This window comes from Paenibacillus polymyxa, assembly GCF_018614975.1.
In the GTDB taxonomy this organism is placed as follows: domain Bacteria; phylum Bacillota; class Bacilli; order Paenibacillales; family Paenibacillaceae; genus Paenibacillus; species Paenibacillus polymyxa_E.
This window is the reverse complement of the sequence record NZ_JAGGNR010000058.1, coordinates 1-21,361: the sequence shown is the minus strand read 5'-3', so window position 1 is coordinate 21,361 and position 21,361 is coordinate 1. Positions and strand designations below refer to the sequence as shown.

The window sequence follows — 21,361 nt, the reverse complement described above, 5'->3', positions numbered from 1 at the left end:
GGTTATTCAACACGCGTGATATCAAATAATTTGTATCAAATTATCATTTCAGTCTAATTTTTCTTCCATAATGTTAAATTGTTTGAAGCATAAGGTGAGTAATCAGCTTGATGTTTCATAAGAGGCGCCATCCCCCATTTTGAAATTACTTTTAAGTACTTTGGACTCGCTAATGGTCCGCCCGCTTGGTATACAATTCCCGAATGTTCACCGTAATCATAGTATACACGCGTGCCAATTACAGCATTAATAAGGTTGGTAAAACTTGAATAACTTCCATCTGTCATATATGAACTTGGATCGTTCATCCAGTAAGTATTACTTGTAGAATCAGAATACCAAGCATATGAGTGGCAGTTGTATTTACTTGTTGAAGTAGAAACGAATGTAGCACTTGGGTAAGAATTAATGTAGGAATTATTTAGTTGCGTTCTTTGAGTAGCAGTTAGTTCTTCACCACGAATTATCACAGGTACGCTGGTACCTTTTGGTGTTCTTACGGTGCTATTGGTTGCACTAAGAACCAGATCTTTCGCTAATTGTTTATCTGATACAGATTTCCAGATCGCTGTATCTGTTAACAGAACGCTTAATGTAAGTTCTTCTAATGATGAGTCACTACTAAACGTTTTTTGGAACTGTAATTCATCTAGTAGTTCATTACCAGCATCAGGCCGAGTTAATAATTCTCTAAATGCATCTGAGTCTTCAGCCAATGCCTTGAGTCCAGCCTCATAAGAATCGTATGCATATATATTGATTACTAAAGGATAATTTATTACTGCATTAACAACCTCCTCAGTTGTCATCTTCTTTAGTACATCAATTGGGATTCGAGTTGCATCTAACATTTCCTGCTTATTTGATAACTTAGCCCATTCTTGATCACTAGGCGTAATTTTGTATTCAAAAATTTCACTGGACTTTTTTTGAGCTGGGCTATCATTCACCGTCTCATTTGCAAAAACACTTGAACCAAACGAACATAGCATTAAAGTTACCAATAATAAACTAACTATTTTTTTCATCTTATTCCGCTACTCCTTCTTATTTATTTTTGTATACTCATTCGTGTACCATCACACTAAGTGATTAAATGGACATTTCACCTCCAATAAGAAAATGAAATAAAAGTTTTTTCCATAAAAAACATTATACGCCCAAATATAATCATTAAATAGTATTTTTTGTTAATCTTTTTCGCGGTGTTTTTATATAAATTTCGGAATATAAGTCGGAATAGCCTCCTAGTTTATCCGATGAAATTCTAGGGGTGTATTTTGAGGCGGTACGCCTCCACATCATCGAAGGTTGGACCTTCCGCAAAATAATTGAGAATTAAAAAAATCCCCCACGGCTAGCCACACATAAGTCCATCATAACCGATGTCCTATATGTATGGTTGCCGTAAGAGATTTCGCCTTTGCAACGTTATAAAACCTTACCCAAAAACGCCTTGGTCCGCTCATGCCGGGTATTCTGAAAGAGCTCTTCAGGTGTGCCTTCCTCCACAATATATCCACCGTCCATAAAGATCACCCGATCTGCCACCTCACGGGCGAAGCCCATCTCATGCGTAACGACTATCATGGTAATCCCCTCGTGAGCGAGGTCTTTCATAACTTGCAGCACTTCTCCAACCATCTCCGGGTCAAGTGCAGACGTAGGTTCGTCGAACAACATCACACTTGGGTTCATGGCAAGTGCACGCGCGATGGCCACACGCTGTTGTTGTCCACCTGACAACCGCTCGGGATAAGCATCCCTCTTCTCGGACAGCCCAACCTTGCCGAGCAACTCCATTGATTTTTTCTCATTCTCGGCCTTACTGAGCTTCTTGATATGCTTCGGCGCGAGCATGATATTCTCCAGCACGGTTAGATGCGGGAAGAGGTTAAATTGCTGGAATACCATGCCTACATTGGTTCGCAGCTGATCGATATCCGTCTTGGGTGAAGTGACCTCCACACCACCGATCGTTACCTTTCCAGACGTCACATCCTCCAGCAGATTGAGGCAGCGCAAGAACGTACTTTTACCAGACCCGGAAGGTCCAATCACGCATACGACTTCTTTCTCCTGAATCGTTGTGGAAATGTCCTTTAATACCTCATTGGCACCAAACTGCTTTTTCAGGTTCTGTACGATGATCATCGGATCGCATACCTCCTCTCTATGAAACGGGAAGCCCGGGACAACAGAACAATGATGATCAGGTAGAATATACCCACCACACCCCAGATTTCGAATGCCCGGAAGTTGGATGAAATAATAATCTCCCCGCTCTGCGTTAATTCTGCGATACCAATTGCCGACAGCAGCGATGTATCCTTAATCGTAATAATGAACTGGTTCACAAAGGTAGGGATCATACGCCGGGTTGCTTGGGGCAACACGACCAGCCTCATGGTCTGGAAACGAGTTAAGCCCAAAGATCGCGCTGCCTCGTGTTGCCCGTTGCTAATGGAATTAATCCCCGCTCGGAAGATCTCCGAGATGTAAGCCCCCGCATTCAGACTAATTGCAATAATCCCTGCGGTCATCGCCGGAATCCGCATATCCAGGAACACAGGCAGTCCGAAGTAGATGAAATATACCTGCACCAGAAGGGGTGTGCCACGGATGATATCCACGTAAAGTGTGGCTACCAGCCGCAACAATCGATTCAAAGAAGTGCTCATTAATCCTGAGATCAATCCGATCACCATCGCAATGATGAGTGAGATCACGACTAGTTTCAATGTAACCACCGTACCCTCTAACAGAAGAGGCAGTGCGTCTATTATGACTTGCAAGGAGGAGTCCATCCGTACCACATTCCCTTCTATTTAGCCGCTGCTCCCAGATAGTTGCCAACAATCTCGTCGTACTTTCCGTTTTCCTGCAATTTCTTCAATCCATCATTAATCTTCTTCTGCAACTCCGCATCACCTTTGGCAACAGCAATGCCGTAGAAGTCACCGTTCAATCGGTCTCCAACAATTTTGAGCTTGGCGTTTGGATCAATGGCAATCTTATAGGAGATGACCGGAAAATCCTCCAGTGTAGCATCTGCGTTTTTGTTCGCAACTTCCTGATACATTGATGGGCTATCATCAAAATATTTCACGGTTGCCCCGTAGGTTTTTGCATATTCATCTGCAAGATTGGCTCCTGAGGTTCCTTTTTTGATCGCAATAATTTTTCCTTTTAAATCTTCAGGACTTTGGATGTCCGCGTTATCTTCATGTACGATTAAGGACAGACCGGCCTGATAATACGGTTCCGAGAAGTCCACTACTTTTTTGCGTTCATCGGTGATGCTAATGCCTGCAATGGCTCCGTCCAACTGATTGGCCGTAATAGCCGGAATGATGCCTTTGAAGTCCATCGGTTTGATCTCTACCTCAAAGCCCTCTTCTTCCGCAATCGCGTTCATGAGGTCAATATCGATCCCTACATATTTGCCGTCCTTCTGGAACTCAAAAGGGGGATACGTTGCATCGGTACCAAATGTATACTTCTCAACAGCTGAACCACTTGCCGACTGGGCACTATTCTCTTCACCCGATTTTGCTGCACCGCAGGCACTAAGTGTTAGAGCAAGAACGGACGCCATTACAATGGATGCTACCTTTTTCATAGAAAAACCCCTTTTCCGAATTAGATTGGGATCGACCGAATCGATCATTTGTATTTATGTACGTATTGTAGTTCGCGCCCTACACCAACCTACATGATCCTACAAAAATTAATTACAACTCATGAAAATTAAATTAACATGTAATGTTTTTAAATAGATAAACGCGTAAAAAACGCTAATAAAAGATCAGTTACCAAAAAACAATGTTAGGTTATATGACAAATAAGTAAATATAAAAACAAAAAAAGCCGAGAATCCATGAAGGTGTCACCTTCGGGAATCCAGCTCTTAGATAAAAAATATGATATCTCAATTATTCATTTTTTCAATCGTCTCCATATAGAACACATGCAGGAACTTTTTGATATTCACCTTGCCTTTGTCGCCTGCCTGATCTTCTTCCATCGCTCTCATCTTCATTCTAACATCCTGGAAGTCAAAGTAGAGGGGAGCATAGTGCTCAAACTTGTGGTTGCTATAATCGGTGAGTCCAATCGAGGCCATGTTCGTCAGTGCAGCAATTACCGTTCTGCGAATACGTTGTTCCATCGCCTTGCTCTCTTTCTCCACGTCTTTGGGCGTAGACTTGTACATCTTGGCCACCGCTTCATAGGACTCCTTCAGCGGCGGCCACTCCCCGGCACGCTTCTGATCAATCGCATACTCCATGAGGGCCACAATATCCTTGCTACCACTTTCCCCGATGATCCCCAGATCCATCAGAATGCTTCTTGCCGCATCTCGCACCGTACGACCTTGGGCTTTAGTCTGCGCTTCCACCAGATTCAATCGAGCCATCGACTGCTTGATCTCCAGTACGTAACGTTCGTACTTCCACTGTTCATTCACTTTGCTGAGCACATGCTCCACTTCTACCCGGTTAATCGGTTTATGAATGAAAAATTCGATTCCGTTCTGGTAGGCCGCTCCTACCATCTCCTTGTTCTCCACCTGAGAGATCATAATGAATTTCCCGGTATAACCGCCGTGCTTCAGCTTCGCTACCGTCTCAATTCCGTCCTGATCTGGCATCAGCAGATCAATCAGCACCACATCAGGACGCAGATCCATGATCATCCGTGCTCCTTCTATGCCGCCCTCTGCCATGCCCGCAAGCTCGCCGATACCACAGGATTCGATGATATCATGCAGCATGCTCCGGCTCACCACATCATCATCCACGATCATGATAGAAAGTGTCATCGACATCGGCCCCCTTGATTAGATTCATTTTGGGAATAGTTATAACAAATGTTGTCCCTGTCTCTCCTGGAGGCGCCGACTCCACCTTAATCCGTCCCTCCAACGACTGTACGATATCACGTACATGGGAAAGGCCAATACCCGTTGCGGCAATGCCGACTTCATTGAACTTCGTTGTATAGCCCGGTTCAAAAATGACATCTCGCTTGGCTTCAGGCACGCCTTTTCCAGAATCCTTAACGACGAAATACACGTCATCTTCCTGCTCATACACACGAATTCGGATCGTCCCGTCATGCTCAATCGCCTCTACCGCATTGGCAACCAGGTTATTCAATACCGTTAGAAGAGGGATGTAATACGGAGACTGACAATCATACTGTTGCTCGATGTCAATCTCGACCTGTTTCTGCAGCATTTCACTATATTTTCGGTTTGCTTTGCTGGCAAAGTTCAGCACTTCGGATAAGCTCATGTTGACCGCTTTTTCGTTATCATACAACTTCAGCAGACCCGCGAGAATGCGTTGTGAATCCTTCTTCACTTCATGAATCTGCTGAGCGATGCCCAGCGTGCGTTGACTGTATTGGTTCATGTCCTGCTCCCGGAGATCGCGATATAGATCATAGCTGTCTGCCGTAATGCCTTCGATCGTATTCATCGCTTTCTTCAGGTAAAAAACCTCGCCATACAGACCCGAGTTCACACTCAGCATCTGCTCCATCCGCTTCTCCTGCTCAGCATGCAAAAGCCGCATCTGCCTCACTGCAAAGCTGTTATAGAGCCCAATTACAAAGTAACTTCGCAGACCACCTACCACAAGCAGATACAACCATTCCTTCATATAAAAGATATTGGTCCCGCTTAACATTCCGCGAAGAAGCAGCTCAACAAGATTAGAGGAGAAATCAATACAGGTAATCAGCCCGCCGAGCAGAAGAGGCTGCATTTCATGGAATCGATGCTTGAATTTGCTAAGCCCATAGGCAAAGACCACATAATACACACCTGCCCCCAGGTTGTCCCGCATGCTTTCCAGAATGGACACGGTCTGTACATGATTAATAAGATCTGCCGACTGAAATAGGAAACTTGCGATTCCTGTCAGGATTCCTGTCTTCACATAAGACAAGTGTGGCATGATCATCAGCAGGAATAAAAGAATGCTGACCCCCAGCCCGATTCGGAAGTAATCTTCCCGGAACGGATTAATCTTGAATTGCGCCCCTACCGCTGTGGCAAAGGCAATGGCCGTCATCTGCACATTTTCATTTTTGACCCAATTGCGCATCGATCTCCTCACCCACTATAACAACGTTTAGCGCCCAATGCCGGAATCCGCGCTTCTAATGTTAAATATACTAACATATGAAAGAAGCATTAGAAATAATTAAAATTAGGGAATGGGCGCGAAGCAAAATAAAAAGGCCGGAAGTCTTCACTTCTGCGGCCTTTTCCGCCTTTTCCACCTGGCGTAGCATGTAACAGCTCTGCAACCATCTCCGGTTCGATGCCTTTGCTATTATCCTTCACCTCAATACGGGTATAACCCTCATGACGAGTGATGGACAGGCATAACGTACCGCCTACATTGCGGCTTAATAGTCCGTGTCTTACAGCATTTTCGATTAAGGGCTGAATCGATAGCGGCGGGAGAAGCAATGGAAGATCCGGCTCCACGTGTAATACAACCGACAACCGGTCTTCAAATCGTGTTTTCTCAATAAAAAGGTAGGCTTCTACGAGTTCCAGCTCGTGTGATAGTCGCCAAGACTTCCGCGCCCTCCACACCTGAGCGGGGTAACAGGAATCCGCTAGGTGCATCTTCCATCATCTCCGCGGCCTGTCCCCAGATGAGAGGTAGCTGCGACTGAGCCTGATCGGCGGCTTCATCTGCGAGTGGCAGATCGAAGCTGAACACCGGGCACAACCGACTGTATGGAAAGAGGCCCCTGGCATAACACAATGCGGTGCTCCTTCAAACCTATTTTCATCTCGGGTGATCACGTTGTGAGCGATGTTAATGATCCCGTGCAGCGGGGTCCGCAGTTCATGTGATGTATTCGCCAAGAATTGATCGTTAATTTTGTCACCCTTATGCAGTTCTGTAGGGGACTGATCCAGATCCACATCTCTCAAATCAAGCACCCCGTTAACGGCGCGATGCTCATCTACTGTGTGGAATAGCTCAGACCATACCGAGCGCATGCCAATTAACACTCCAAAAATGATTAGCATGATGATCAAATATTTGTAACGGTCCATACGTTTTGTTTGAAGTAATTTCATTAATTATTTTTTCATGACTTTGGTTAAACCGAGCTTCCAGTCCTGATAACATTCGGTAATGTCCTCACTGATCGGTATCTCCAAATCTTGCTCCATTCTGGTGGTTAAGAGACGATACTGCTCCTCCACACCGAGAACGTTGTGCATATCATCATATAACTTCATTAGCATAAAATAACTATCTTCTTCATCCGGAAGCATATGCTGGATACGTTGTGTACTCTCGACCACTTTCTCCGCCAGCCCATGCTGCTGATAATACAGACTTAGTTGTCTCATATGATACAGCCACAGATAACGTAATCTTTCCCGCTCAGGTTCAGCCCACATGTATTCATAATTGCCAAGATAGGTACCCTTATATAGATGAAGCGCTTGCTCATAGGCATGAACGGTACTTGCGTCTACGACTTTCCATTGCCTGATTTCCCGTTCCCACTGCTCACTATCCAACTGAGCTTCACCCAATTCGAGTCGATAACCTGCCTCCAGATGTCCACTCTGAATCGTAATCATATCCATATTGCAAGTTTTCAGGGTTTGGCGGACATGATAAATCGCAGTGTAGAGTTGGTGTGCCGTCTTCTCCTCTTCCATTCCCGGCCACAGAAGCTCCAGCAGAACACTGCGATGGATGACCTGGTTCCGGTGGTGAAGCAAGTATGCAAACAGCTCCTGCGCCTTGCTTGTGCGCCATTTGGGAACCTGGATATCCTTGCCCGGAAGCTTAAACTGAATCTGATTAAAACAGCAAATGAAAGGTACGTTTGTATCCCTTGACCGCTGCTCGCGTTTTACGCTTAAATTCTCTCTTACGCGGCTTACCGTCTGCTTCAATCGATCCTTTTGGATGGGCTTCATCACATAGTCCAAAGCCTGTAATTCGAAAGCATGCACCGCATATTCATCGTAACTGGTCACAAATATAATTTCGGTGCCCGGTGTTGCCGCCTGAATCTGTCTTCCCAGATCCATACCATCCATCTCCGGCATATGAATATCCAGAAATACAACATCAGGACGGTGCTCCACAATACCCGCCACAGCCTCTGTTGGATTCATATATGTAGCGATAATTTCAATGCCGCTTACTTCTTTTTCTAGTGATTTTTGAAGGCCTATCAACGCTAGACGTTCGTCGTCAACCAATATCACTTTCACAGGAGCTTCCTCCTCGACCCTGAGGTCTTGAGATTTATTTTCACTATTATATCATAGGCATTTTAAGTATTTGGGGTTCTTGGTTGTCCATTTTTAATTTTTAGCAATTTAATTGTATAATACTTAATAGAAGACAGGTTATCAGATCCGGTCTTGGAAGAGAGGAAGGTTCCATATGTCAGATGCTAATCATAGCTTTGGGCAAGCCCTTGTCAAATCATTAGTGGGGGAACGCGGTCATATCCCCATCGCCCGTGCTCTGCCCGATATCGATGTCACACTTGCTGCTCGTACGCACGATGCCATGCCATATACGATCTATCAGTTGGTGAAGCACATGCATTATTGGCAGCAATTCATGCTCGATCACTTGGAAGGACACAAACCACAGCTCCCTGCTAACGTGAGTGAGAGCTGGCCTGAGGAGAAGGGTCCACAGGACGAAGCCACGTGGAAGGCAGATATTCAAGCATTCTTGGATGGGATTGATCAAGCTATAGCCATTGCAGAAACTGCACAATTAGATGATCCACTGCTCTATTTCCCGGGTGAAACCAAGGCAGGACTTCTACGCAATATCGCATCCCATAACTCGTACCATCTGGGTGAGATTGTTCTGCTACGTCGCTTCTACGGCGCATGGCCACCTCCAGGTGGAGGGTTCCCGGCCTAAACCATATTTACGACAGATCTATTGGACGAATATACAGACACATCTAAGCTGTGAAAGGACAATTGTTCCTTTTACAGCTTCTTGTGGTTATAGGCAAGTAACAAGTAACATCCGTGAAAGTACAGATATAACGCTCATATCCTGCTCCAGGCTCATATATTACTTCAAAGTACGTATATGACTTTAAGGTGCGTACTTTTCATCCTTCTTTTTCTGACCCACAATATGAACAGAAGAAGAGAGGAGCATGTCCATTGAAACCCGAACAATCCGTTACCCGTCACACTGCACTTGTCATTGGTGCTGGAGGCGTCATTGGAAGAAACCTTATCGATTATCTGATGACACTTCCGCAATGGAATGTCATTGGTGTATCTCGCCGCGGAGGGGAAGATGCCCCTGGGTTACGTTATATATCAGCTGATTTACTGAACGAAGCAGACACACAAGACAAACTGAGTCATTTAACGACCGTTACGCATATTTTCTACGCCGCGTATCAGAATCGCCCAACCTGGGCCGAATTGGTACAGCCCAACCTGGCCATGCTCGTCAATGTGGTGAATACGATCGAACCGATCGCTCCAAATCTCCAACATATAAGCCTAATGCAAGGATATAAAGTGTACGGTGCACATCTGGGGCCATTCAAAACACCTGCCAAAGAAACGGATGCATATCATATGCCCCCTGAATTCAATGTCGATCAGCAACAGTTTCTCGAGGAGCGGCAACCCGGAAGTAGCTGGACCTGGTCAGCCCTGCGCCCTTCCGTGGTATGTGGATTCGCTCTGGGTAATCCAATGAACCTTGCCATGGTTATTGGCGTGTATGCGTCTATCTCCAAGGAGCTTAACTTGCCATTACGATTCCCCGGGAAAGCAGGAGCGTATCATTCACTTCTTGAAATGACTGATGCGACATTGCTCGCTCATGCAACCGTATGGGCGGCAACCGCTCCGCGATGTGCCAATCAGGCATTTAATATCACCAATGGTGATCTGTTTCGCTGGAATGAACTATGGCCCAAAATCGCTGCGTTTTTCGAATTGGAAACAGCACCTCCACTACCCCTTTCACTTGCAACAGTGATGGCGGATAAAGAAAATCTTTGGAATTCCATGATTGAAAAGTATGGTTTGGTAAACACTGCTTATGATGATGTCTCTTCCTGGGCATTTGGTGACTTTGTCTTCTCGTGGGATTATGATTTCTTCGCAGATGGTTCTAAAGCTCGCCGTTTCGGGTTTCATGAATTCATTGACACGGAGACTATGTTTATGGATATTTTCCGAAATCTACGTGATCGCAAGATCCTTCCGTAACGTAAATAAAATGCAGAATAAGCCGATTCCTGAATTCCAGAATCGGCTTATCGCAGTCACTCAACGGTCCGTAGTCGTTGGCGGCTTAAACAGAATTTTCCCTCGATCACCATAAGCCTTCTCCACGTGGATATCGCCCCACCTACACATCAGATGAAGAATCTCTTTAAGACTCCACCCATACGCTGTTAACTCATACTCCACTTTAGGCGGGACCTGGTGATGGGAAATTCGGACAATGACCCCCGCCTCCGTTAGTTCGCCAAGTTGCTGAGTCAACACTTTCTGGGTGATCGCAGGGATGAGTTTCATCAGTTCACCATTACGTTTCTTGCCAAAGGTAAGATGGAACAGAATAACGGGCTTCCACTTTCCCCCGATCACTTCAAGAAAAGCTTCAACTGCGGTGTTATATACTTTGAGAGGTTCCTCCATATCACCTTCTGTCTCCCTTCCAGCAATAGTGCATCCTGCACGAATAATGTGTTTTTTCCACAGAATAGTTTCAGGAATCTGTATTGAGGTTTTAGACTTCCGGAGTCATCAAACTTTGGATAAACGTCTCAAAGTTCGGTGCCAGCGGAATGATCTCTTTGGGATTCTCCCTCTTCACATAAACGACCTCAGGTTCTCCATCATTACCGAATGAACGATAATCGAGCATGACAACCCCCGACTCCGACGGAGATACCGCGATGACCACGCCAATCTCCGGATAACCTTCACGTTCAATCAAAGCCCAGCTACCTTGTACACCAGCTAACGAGCGAGGCTTCTCACGACCAATGCCCAGTATACCTTCAATTTCAACATAATCCGTAGCTCCCGTATCTGTGTTCGCTACAGGGAAATAACGATTGTATGGAATGCCACCGTTATGTAGCTTCATCATCTCAATGTAGGAGGCAGGGAGTCGGAACACCAATTGCTCCTCCACAGAGTCAATGAGACCATCACTTGGAGGATTGGACACATAGTGTTCCAGTGCCTGCTCACTATCATTCCAAAATTCGCCGGATTCCGGTCTGGGAACCGCTTCAAAGGTCGCTACAACGTCAACGGGTACACGGAATTCTTCAACAGCCTCTGGATCTGTTTCAACTTCAGATTCGGACGGCTCCTCCATTTTGCTTCGAATCCATTCCAGAAACTCCAGCGTATCTTCATCGTCAGGCTCCAATTGATCCGCTCTTTCGAACGCTTGCTGTGCATGCGCATATTGTTCCAGATAGTAATAAGCCAGTCCAATCCGGTAATACCAGAGTGGGTCATCTGTGCCCTCTTCAGCAACCGTCAGGAATTGTTCAACCGCTTCATCGTACCGTTCCAGGTTATTCAGCGCTCTACCCAGATGGTTAACCAACTCATAATCCCTTTCTTCCACAGGAATCGCTTGAATTGCATCTACAATTTCCTGAAATTCATCCTCTTCATGCCACTCTTGCAATTGAACCAACAGATCGTCTCTCATTCCTTTGGCCTCCCCGTTCATTCACTCATGATTACGTATTGAAAATTATACCACTATCCTGATCACCATCTCCAGCAAAGCCAGATCCTTAGGGATATCTTGAACCGATATCTATTCATTTCTGATGACAAAGTTAAAAGAGGTAACCTGAACCCGGTTAAGAAAACCAGGCAGGCTACCTCCTTAATTCCTTCCACTACATTGAATTCTTAATTCAATTCAGCAACTCAACACAATCGTAAACCCATCCTGCACTTAACCAGTTACCCAAGTCACTGGAACCGCTGATCGGTGTGATCGTGATCGTGTTGGAACCATTGACGAAGTAAGATGCCGGAACATTCCAGCTAAAGGTTGTATTGTTACCACGATAGGTACCAATGGTGAAACTGCGAGATTTGGGCTGTGAAGACGCGGCAGGATTAGTTAATGCATGTCCATTAACCATTACACTCGGTCTACCATTATTGTAGGCTGCGGTGATCCCGATGTTGAGCGTATGAGCAGATGCCGATTGAGATGCGTTTAAGTTAAAATTTATTGTGGTTGGTGAATTCTGACCACGGAACTGGATGGCCGGGAATCGATTGGTTGCGCTACCGGTAGCATAGGTGACAGGCCCCCAGCTTGGGTTACGACTATCAGACGGGTGACGAATCGGAATCGTCTGTCCATTCAGGAGCTCCCGTGGTGTACCATCCCAGTTACCGATTCGCCAGATGTTAGAGGCTTTACTTGGGTCATTGTTGATCGTACGCGTATTCAGAGTCGTCGTTTGTCCTGCCGTGACATTAACCGTTTCCGTATATACGGCCAGTTCTCCTTTATAAGCTGTCATGGTGTACGTCCCAGGAATCATGCTGTATTTGGCGGCTGCCCCACTTGAAGAGGTACCCACCCAATACTGGGCATTGTTATTGGCGAACCCAATTGTGTATGCATAACCCGTATCCATCCCGGAGAGACCATTAAGCACCACATTCCCTCGACTGGATACCCAACCCTGCAGATTCAGACCAGACATCCAGCTGAAGTCGGGTACACTTGGCGTACCACCTGTGGTGAAGATCAAAGCGTACGGCCCATGCAGACCCATGCGCCAATTCTCCGTCTGTGCATGTCCGGAGTTCATATAGTTATATACTTCCGTCTCTGTTCCACTTTGGAACTGGATATCACGGAAGAATGGACCACCGGAGCTTTTCTCCCGATTGCCGTAGGCCATAAATACACCGACGCCATTACCTGTAACTCCACGAACGGATAAGTCTTTGGCCTGATCATTACCATAATATTTGGAGGCCGACTGTCCATTTGCAAACCCGAACACATCCTGACTTTCGATTGCTCCTGTGTTACCCCGGTTGTTAGAATTCGCCGGAACACCTGTCAACACACTACCATTACCGCGGAATATATACCGTAACTCTCCGATCGAAGGTTGAGCGGTGATATGCGTCGCCATGTATATGATGTTCTCCCCACCACGCGAAGCATAATAATGAGTTAGTGTGCTTGTGGATACCGTGATTAACACGGTTGACCCTGAAGGAGAAGTATTCCAAGTCACATTGGCGGAGGAACCCAAACCCGAACCGATGTGCGATCCTCTATTGCTGTTCAGCTCCGTACCGTTCATTTTGGCCGATATAATATCTCCATTGGTTTTGTTCACCACATAGACTAATCCTGATCCGGTATTTACTTCAATTCTGGAGCCGTTATCCGTAACATATATGGTTGCCGCATGACCGGTAGATGCGGGGTACACAGCAGCTGTTGCGATCATAACGATAACTAAAAACAAACCAAGCGCCTTTCTCACTATACTTTTAGTCATGAGTAATTCCCTCCTTGGAACTCATCTAATAAAGCGCTTACATTATAATGTATAATAACTGACACTTCCGTCTCATATCGATATGTCTGCTATGTGAGCCTGTCCATAATTCATGGAGTGTTATGTCTGCGTGCGCATAGAATAGAGTCATCACTGCATGTAAACCCGATCTCGGCACCCCCTTTTCAAATGACTCTTCTAAACACAAGTATTCTTACAATTCCAATAAAATAATACCATTATATTACATATATTTGCAATGAAAACGGCCCGTATATCTGATAGCAAATTCTGAAAACAAAAAACGCAGCTTCAAAAAGCTGCGCCCGCAGATACCAAGCTAGAGACAGTATCATCTCTTCCGAATAGATATCCATATCTCACTTCTATATTGCTCTACAGTAACATCCTTGTGCTCATTCCATAACATTTCCGGTCCCTTACTCAGCTCATAGTCCGATGAAGGAAACCACTCTGCGTAAATCCGGCCCCACACCTCCTGAAGCGTACCAGGAAACGGACCCACGACAGTAAATATTACCCACGTTGAAGAGTGTTACACCACTAAGAAAAGAGAACATGCGTGTAAAATGATACTCCGAGCAGCAGGCAATTCGGGAAATCTCCTTCATATCCACGACGTCTGTCAGATGCTCCTCAATATGATTCAAGGCTTCATTTAACCGCCTCAGCGTATCCATATCATCCCTCCCACGTTAATTTAAGCTTAGCAAAGTCATTCTATTTGCATCCGACATTACCTGCACCATTCTGTAGGCTCTTTGCACCCAAACCAGAAAAAAGAGCAGCATCAGCTACTCTTTTCTAACCTTGATACTCACATATCGCCAGTAGCCAAGTCAAACCAGGTCAAACCAGATAATCCGCCATAATCTGCTCGATATCATAGGGTGTAACGCCTTGATCGACCGAATAGATTGTATCCGCCTGATCTATTGTATCCACCAGTTCTCCTCTAGCTTTGGCATGGAGCATGAACAAGTCATGCAGATCGGGTTTGCGTAAAGTCGTTAGTGCTTTACCCATCAAGACCATGCCTTTTTGATTGCCCTCCACATTATTGTAGTAATCCGGATGGCTTGTCAGCGCCAGGTCTGTCCAGATGACGGTACGATCGACCAGGTCCATAATGACAGGGATCGCAATCTGCGTATCCGCGGTAATATCGATTTTGTTCGCTACCGTAGACGGTTCGAAAATCTCGCCAGACCCCGGCTTCTTCCTCATCATCCACCCTACAAAACATTCCGGCAGATCACAATACGGATGACTGGTGAACGAAAGCAGTGTTGCCACCACATATCGTCCACCATAGGCCACGATGGATGGAATATGCAGATCAATGAACTCACTTGCTCCGTGAGGTGCAGTCACGATATCTCCACTATGAACAGCCTTATAGTTCGAGGATCGCAGATTCGTATAGGAAATATGCTCCACATAGTTCCAGTCCTTATCGTACATCACCGCAGACAAGTCAATGTCCACGCGTCCTGTGGATTTGCCATCCACGTCCCCCTCTTTCCACCAGTTGAAGAAACGAATCGTATCTCCCTCTGCCATCGGTACACAGCTTCCACGAACGATGGTATGCAGAGCCTTGCTCGCCGATCTCTGGGAAAAGGGCACCAGATAATCATGGAGCTGCGGATCAACATAGGTCTTCCCCAGTGGGGCAAGGGCAGCGAATCGCTCTACCAATGCCTGCTCGCACAATTGCACGACATCCTGGCATGTGGTCTCATCGATGTCTGGCAGCTCATTCGGAACAGCAAAAGCTCTGGCTACATTACCTTTCGGGAAGAAGACACGCAGATCCTGCGGTTCATTACGGCGGGCAAAATGCTGTCTCACCTGTAATAACACCGGCGTGGATACCTGTGCAGCCACTTCACCAAATGCCAGCAGCACATACACTTCATCTTCGGTCATCCGCAGCAAGTGATCCAGTCTTCTCGCGAATTCACCTGGACGCTGTGACAACAGATCGATCAGACTCCAGACATTCCGATATTGGAAGGCAAGTTCCACACTTCCGTTGAAAGTCGAATAAGGTTTATTATTACGCAAAATATCAAAGGCTTCTTCACATCGTGGATACCGAAGCTTATATTCCGAAGGATGCAGAATTTCACCGAGGCGAATCCAGCGATTTTTATATCGCAGCATTTCCTCCGTGATGGAGCCACACTGCTCCAGCAATCCGAGTAGCAGGCGTCTTTCACGGCGTTTGAATTTTCGGAAGGGAGAAGCCATTGCGAGGCTGACATCACCATCGGACCAGGCAACAGCCAGACGTAGGACATCACTTGCCGTTTTGAAATACGGACCGATTCGGTCGATGTTCGCTTTTTCATGCTTCAACAGCGAGGCAATCACAAAGCCCACATTTTCTTTGAACGGAATCTCAGCGGGTAATAGCGCATCCACGTCTTCCGAGTCTGCATGCTCCAATACCGTGTCGATATCGGCCTTGTCAGTTTCCGAGATGGAACCTTTTGCTTCAATGATCTGACGGATGAGTTTCTGGAATGCTTGCTGGTTTCCCAAACCAATGACTTTCAAGTCCGTCTTCTCCAGCAAAGGCATTCTTTCCACACATTGTTGATCCGGATAGACTACAGTCAGGTTGGTCAGATAATGAAAAAGCGCATTAAGGTATAACTCCGCTTCATCCGCATGCATCACCTGCATCGGGAATCCTGCATACATCGGTTTGTATTTCACATGTGCGCCGACCATAACTCTCAGATCAGCTACAAGTTGAATATATACTGCTTCAAATTGTTCCTTGGACAGCTGCCGCATCGCCTGCATTAGCTCATCCGAGAAGGTGTATCCGAGTGCTTCAATATTTTTGAGGGCAGTCGCCAGATGTGTCTTCGGCAACTGTTGTTCCCCTTCGTTTGATTCGATAATGAGTTTGTTCGCTCTGCGCAAATAGATTGTATTGTTCATGATAAAAGAGTCCAGGAAAGCCACATCCCTATATAACGTGAAAGGTTAGGGTTAGAAGGAAGGAATGTGATAGCCTGGACGCCTCCTCTCTGAAATAAAATCTTCAGGAGAGCTGCGACCCTATGATCTCCAATGATTGTAGAAGGAAGGATCGCAATAGCCTGAAGGCCAGCGGTTCAAAGTTTGTCACCCGAACCTCTGGTGAACCCATCATCTCAGATTCCACGATCTGCCAACAGGGCGAAAGTATTACGACATGAATTTAAGAATTTAATGAAAATAAAAAAAAGCCTTTGCCGACCCCCAATGTCAGCAAAGGCTTTTCATTTTAGATTGTGTTTATTGATCAATCAAGTTTGTTACTTTCAACATTCTTGCAATCAAAGCAGTGACCTCAGCACGAGTCATCGTGGTCTTCGGACTCAGCACTTCTGGCCCATTACCTTGGATGATACCAGCTGCAATCAACTGGGCTACATCTTCTTTCGCCCAATTCGATACATCGGCTGCATCACTGTAACGTTCCAGTTCAGAGTTCATCTGATCTGGATTGATCACTGCTTCCGGTTCAATCAGACGGTAGGCACGAGCAACCATCGCAAATCCCTGCTCGCGTGTGATTTCCTGATTACCGTTGAAGTTCCCATTATCGTAACCGCGAACGATACCGAATTCACTCGCAAGGGCTACCGCGGAGCGGAACCATGCGGATTCGTTAACGTCAGGGAATAGATTCTGTGGTGCATCCTGACGCATTAAGCCCAGTCCAAGCACAACAATCTCGGCAAACTCAGAACGGGTAACCTGACGGTTCGGTGAGAATGTGTTATCTCCGTTACCTTTCAGATCTAATCTCGCAGCGATGTTGTTCACATCCGTTTTTCCCCAATGGGATCTGGCATCTTCAAAATCCTGCGGATTCCAGATGACCGAATAGCTTCCGCTGCTACGCAAGTCATTAATAAGCGCGTAGTAACGACTATTGATCTTCGTGACAACCGTTGGTACATGGAAAATGCTACCGTCCGGGTTAATGATTACGCCTGTAGTAATCCGGTTCGGATCGATACCTTCTGGAAGTGCAATATACTTCGGTGCATAGCCGTTCAACTGGCCGGATCTAACTGTCTGTCCATCTTTCGTAAAGGTGAGATCCAGATCAACCGGTGTGACAATTAGCTCGTATCCTTGGGATGCGGCTCTTGTCCCGGCGCTGTCAATCAAAGCATCCGAGGAACGTGCGATATTAACATGGACATCAATATCATTCAATGCTGCATTACCAAGCTGTTTGGACACACCATTCACGTCCATTTTACCGCCAGGTACCGGATAGATTGCCAGCGGATTGCTAATGTTTAGTTTGGAACCTTGATCCACCAATTGTTTCAGTGTTTCGAGGGTCAAACCGTCCACCTTCATATGCCCATCATTCGGTGAATGAATCGCGAACTGCTGGCCTGTGCCTTGTGACATGGCAACATTCAGCTTGGCTGGATCAACTTGAACCAACGTTTCTTTGTTGTCAGATGGTTTGGATGTAGCAAATGGTTGATGGCTACCATCCCGAGTTGTTTCCAGATTATCCTTCACGGGTGCCGGAGTTGGTGTTGGTACTGGCGCAGGGGCAGGTGTGCTTCCACCGTTACCTCCCGTATTTCCACCGCCATTGTTCCCGCCACCGTTATTGCCTCCACCATTGTTACCATTGTCACTGGATGCTCTGGTGATAACCGTAGTGTACTCCGTCTGCAAGCCATTCGTATCTGTAACTCTAATGACAATTGTGTTTGAACCTACCTTAAGTGCAAGATCATCACTACTATTGCCGCTCTCCACTTCCTTCCAGATTCCATCATGCAAAATCTCAATTTTGTCTGCAGAATCAGGAGCAGTCGGGTAAATACGTAGATTGTACACATCATTGGTTACCGTTGCTGTGTAGTTGAATTGGTTTGGATCAAATGCTTGGTTCAACGCAATATTTTTCCCAAATGAATCGGTCAGACTGAGCTGTGTCAGTGCTTCTTTTACAATAGTAAATGTTTTCGTTTTTGTAACGGAACGTCCTCCGTCCACTGCTGTTACCTCAACGGTATAAGTGCCGGGTGCCAGATCTTCATCCAGATGATAGGACCAGTTTGGGTCCCCAGCATTCCAGATCAAACTTCCTGCAACATCAACTACATTTCCATCCGCATCTTTCAACACTGCACTCAGCGTATCTGTATCCGTATGGACCGTACCCGAAACCGCTGGCTTCTTATCTGAAGTACTCCCTGCTGGTTCAGTAATCTTCAACGCGCTCGCGAATGGGTCTTCCAAATCGAATTGGAAATCATGAACCAATGTCCCTTCTGCTCCCTCGCCTTTTAGATAGCCAGATGTTCCATTGTAAGCAACGTTAACCTTCTCATCACTTGATAATTTAACCGATTCGGGCAAGGTCAAAATCAATTTTGTAGGATCAGATCCATCGATGACAGCTCCGACAACTTCTACGGTTTGCCCACCTACCGTAACTGTAAATGCACTACTTAGATCCACTTCAGAAACTACTTCGATACTTTTATCAAAATGAATGGATATCGTGCTTTCGCCCTCGATGAAGCTGCCGCTGTCCGCTTTGGGTTGATTCTTGACCAATCCATCGATTGCGTTATCCAATACACTTAACAGGTCATTTACCTGAGTCTGTGTTACCAAAGGATTGCTCAAAAGTGTCTGTGCCTCTTGGACTTTGGTTTGCAATGCATTCCATGAATCAGTCGTGTAATCACCATTCGATAAAGCTAATGCTTCTTTCACTTTTTTCGCTAATGGCATTGTATTGACTGCATGAATAGCCTGATCGAATTCATCAACCTTGAGTCCGGTTAACGCGTCTCTCAACGTGCCACTACCGTCATAGTTAATTGTAATTTCTTCTCCCGATTCAAGCTGAGCTTCCGTCAGAGGAATGGAAATCGTAGATCCATTAGCTATAAATTGACTCAGATCATCATACACGGTACCTCCAATTGTGACGGTGAAGCCCTTCAAATCATCCGATTTCACGTCACGATTGAAGGTTAGATTCAAAGTTCCATCGTCATTGACTTGCGATGTTAGCAAGTGAGCATCTTTAGGTTCCGGATAAGCAGCTGCAAACGTGAAGTAAGAACCGTCCGCAAAGTTGGAACTGTTTAATGTAACCTTTCCATCCGTTACTGGATAAAAGGTATCATTGTTGTCAAAAGAGTCATCTTGGCTAAGAATGATGTAACTTGGTTTTAAGCCTTCAGCATCATCCACTTGAAGTGTGATATCTTGATCATTCCAGTTTGTTTTGTCCACCTGATACGAACGATCCATGATCTTTACACGAAAGCCATCTTTCACGATGGGTGCACTTACATAAGATACGGTATCGTTCGCGCTCTTGTCTGCAAACATAAAGAAGGAGTTGTTATCCATCGTATTCTCATTGTCGACATTATCTGAATGAATCGTATCTCCAAGAACAATGGCTACATTTGAGCCGACTCCTTGTGACTTGGATTGTTTCTGGTTCTGGGCACCTAAGTCATCACGGCCAATCCCGGTAATGCGATTCTTGTAATCTGCCTGGTTCGACAAATTCCAGAAAACAGTACCTTCTTCTCCGTTCCAATCACTGGCAACATAGTTGTCTGCCAGAGTGATTCCGTATTTTAACCCCAAGTAACTGTACACTTTAGCTCTTTCAACGTCCTGTAACTCGCGATTATATAATATCGTTTCCGATATTAGTCCATTAAACCTTCGATTATGCCCTGCTCCGAAGTAGTAACCCGTAGCACTCGAGGCACTATTAAAGTTCGCTGTTCCTGCAGTTGTTTTATCGATTAACTTCGTATGATTTAAATACATCCCAAAGTAATTCTCAGTGCGAAGTACATTGAAAATATCTGCTTGCCCTAACTGATACGGGTTACCTGCATTATCTCGAATCAATTCGTCGTTACCTGCATTGCCAAATGAAGATCTGATTACACTTGTACTGTACGTGTCGGTGCTTCCTTGGCCGCCAAAATGCCATGGGAAACCATTCGCAGCAGCTCCTTGAATGGAAAATGCCTCACGAGCGACATCCGTTGTATGGAAAGGCTCCCTGACATAGTATCCTTTGTTACCATCAATTAATATACCGCTGTTAAAGTTAATGGCACCTGTAACTAAGGTATTAGGATTTACGATACTCCATACATTATCATGTTCTACACTGGGGTCCAAATCTACCAGATCGGTCAAAGAAGTGATTTTACTGCCGTCAGCTGCCAGATTCATACTTCGCTCAACATCAATCCAAGATATGAGTCCGTCGCTTACACCACCCGGATATCCCCCTGCGGTAATCGCGGTACTGTTGGATGCAGGATTTTCAGTATCTGCATGAGCTTCTATGGCTGGAAACAAAATTGGTGTAGGCAATATACTCGCAACCATCACCAAAGAAAGAACCCTTGACCATACTCTTGTCATTTTGCTGTTGTGCAAATTCTTATTGTTCTTCAAACACTTGTCACACCTTTCGATTATATCTAATTTTGTAAATTCTCTTCTCATAATCCCTTTCAGGATGTCTGATTTACTAGATTGTGTTAATTTTGAAATGCTTCACCGCTTATTTTACACGGAGCCTCTTACCAAACTCTTACCAAGGTCGATAGTGAATACTAATCGGTAGAAGGAAACAAATAGAGTTCAGTAACTCCAACGTCAGTCCAAAAAGTAAAAAGCCTTTGCCGACCCCCAATGTGAACCGCTCCCTGTCAAG

General features: G+C 45.5%; 16 protein-coding genes and 1 pseudogene. 2 read left to right on the top strand and 15 right to left on the bottom strand.

Annotated features, from left to right (window positions below):
• Positions 1 to 53 precede the first annotated feature (53 nt).
• From J7E78_RS28375 to J7E78_RS28335, 9 genes are all read right to left on the bottom strand, one after another.
• Complete coding sequence (locus J7E78_RS28375) at positions 54 to 1,028, bottom strand: hypothetical protein (protein ID WP_215080114.1); 975 nt, start codon at positions 1,026 to 1,028, stop codon at positions 54 to 56.
• Positions 1,029 to 1,431: 403 nt separating this feature from the next.
• Positions 1,432 to 2,154 carry an amino acid ABC transporter ATP-binding protein gene (locus J7E78_RS28370; RefSeq protein ID WP_215080112.1) on the bottom strand — a complete coding sequence of 241 codons (723 nt, stop codon included), beginning with the start codon at positions 2,152 to 2,154 and terminating at the stop codon, positions 1,432 to 1,434.
• Positions 2,151 to 2,807, bottom strand: a complete 657-nt coding sequence (locus J7E78_RS28365) for an amino acid ABC transporter permease (RefSeq protein WP_074092820.1) — start codon at positions 2,805 to 2,807, stop codon at positions 2,151 to 2,153. Before J7E78_RS28365 ends, J7E78_RS28370 begins: the two co-directional genes overlap by 4 nt.
• A gap of 17 nt (positions 2,808 to 2,824) precedes the next feature.
• On the bottom strand, positions 2,825 to 3,622 hold the full coding sequence (locus tag J7E78_RS28360) for a transporter substrate-binding domain-containing protein (protein WP_215080110.1): 798 nt from the start codon (positions 3,620 to 3,622) through the stop codon (positions 2,825 to 2,827).
• A 309-nt stretch (positions 3,623 to 3,931) separates the two neighbouring features.
• Positions 3,932 to 4,825 carry a response regulator gene (locus tag J7E78_RS28355; RefSeq protein WP_215080108.1) on the bottom strand — a complete coding sequence of 298 codons (894 nt, stop codon included), beginning with the start codon at positions 4,823 to 4,825 and terminating at the stop codon, positions 3,932 to 3,934.
• Positions 4,797 to 6,116 (bottom strand): ATP-binding protein, encoded by a 1,320-nt coding sequence (locus J7E78_RS28350; protein WP_215080106.1) that lies wholly within the window; start codon positions 6,114 to 6,116, stop codon positions 4,797 to 4,799. The genes J7E78_RS28355 and J7E78_RS28350 overlap by 29 nt, the downstream gene beginning before the upstream one ends.
• A gap of 89 nt (positions 6,117 to 6,205) precedes the next feature.
• On the bottom strand, positions 6,206 to 6,649 hold the full coding sequence (locus J7E78_RS28345) for a sensor histidine kinase (protein ID WP_215080104.1): 444 nt from the start codon (positions 6,647 to 6,649) through the stop codon (positions 6,206 to 6,208).
• A 6-nt stretch (positions 6,650 to 6,655) separates the two neighbouring features.
• Positions 6,656 to 7,114: a histidine kinase dimerization/phospho-acceptor domain-containing protein gene (locus J7E78_RS29895; protein ID WP_311518187.1), complete on the bottom strand. Its 459-nt coding sequence runs from the start codon at positions 7,112 to 7,114 to the stop codon at positions 6,656 to 6,658.
• 3 nt (positions 7,115 to 7,117) lie between these two features.
• A complete protein-coding gene (locus J7E78_RS28335; RefSeq protein ID WP_215080102.1) occupies positions 7,118 to 8,275 on the bottom strand; it encodes a response regulator in 1,158 nt (385 codons plus the stop codon).
• 175 nt (positions 8,276 to 8,450) lie between these two features.
• On the opposite strand from J7E78_RS28335, the gene J7E78_RS28330 reads away from it, so the two are divergent.
• Positions 8,451 to 8,948, top strand: a complete 498-nt coding sequence (locus J7E78_RS28330) for a DinB family protein (RefSeq protein ID WP_215080100.1) — start codon at positions 8,451 to 8,453, stop codon at positions 8,946 to 8,948.
• Between the two features lie 254 nt (positions 8,949 to 9,202).
• Positions 9,203 to 10,273 carry an SDR family oxidoreductase gene (locus tag J7E78_RS28325; protein WP_215080098.1) on the top strand — a complete coding sequence of 357 codons (1,071 nt, stop codon included), beginning with the start codon at positions 9,203 to 9,205 and terminating at the stop codon, positions 10,271 to 10,273.
• Positions 10,274 to 10,333: 60 nt separating this feature from the next.
• Here the strand turns inward: J7E78_RS28325 and J7E78_RS28320 are convergent, their stop codons facing one another.
• The 6 genes and pseudogenes from J7E78_RS28320 to J7E78_RS28295 all read right to left on the bottom strand — a co-directional run bounded on the left by J7E78_RS28320 (position 10,334) and on the right by J7E78_RS28295 (position 21,099).
• Complete coding sequence (locus J7E78_RS28320) at positions 10,334 to 10,708, bottom strand: winged helix-turn-helix transcriptional regulator (RefSeq protein ID WP_215080096.1); 375 nt, start codon at positions 10,706 to 10,708, stop codon at positions 10,334 to 10,336.
• 91 nt (positions 10,709 to 10,799) lie between these two features.
• Entirely contained in the window at positions 10,800 to 11,744 is a 945-nt protein-coding gene (locus J7E78_RS28315; RefSeq protein WP_215080094.1) for an SMI1/KNR4 family protein, read from the bottom strand.
• Positions 11,745 to 11,958: 214 nt separating this feature from the next.
• Positions 11,959 to 13,584 (bottom strand): rhamnogalacturonan lyase B N-terminal domain-containing protein, encoded by a 1,626-nt coding sequence (locus tag J7E78_RS28310; protein WP_215080092.1) that lies wholly within the window; start codon positions 13,582 to 13,584, stop codon positions 11,959 to 11,961.
• Between the two features lie 352 nt (positions 13,585 to 13,936).
• Positions 13,937 to 14,137: pseudogene (locus tag J7E78_RS30145) on the bottom strand (GyrI-like domain-containing protein); the annotation flags it as partial.
• A 317-nt stretch (positions 14,138 to 14,454) separates the two neighbouring features.
• A complete protein-coding gene (locus J7E78_RS28300) occupies positions 14,455 to 16,563 on the bottom strand; it encodes a TerD family protein (RefSeq protein WP_215080090.1) in 2,109 nt (702 codons plus the stop codon).
• Positions 16,564 to 16,902: 339 nt separating this feature from the next.
• Positions 16,903 to 21,099: an S-layer homology domain-containing protein gene (locus tag J7E78_RS28295; RefSeq protein WP_215080088.1), complete on the bottom strand. Its 4,197-nt coding sequence runs from the start codon at positions 21,097 to 21,099 to the stop codon at positions 16,903 to 16,905.
• Positions 21,100 to 21,361 lie beyond the last annotated feature (262 nt).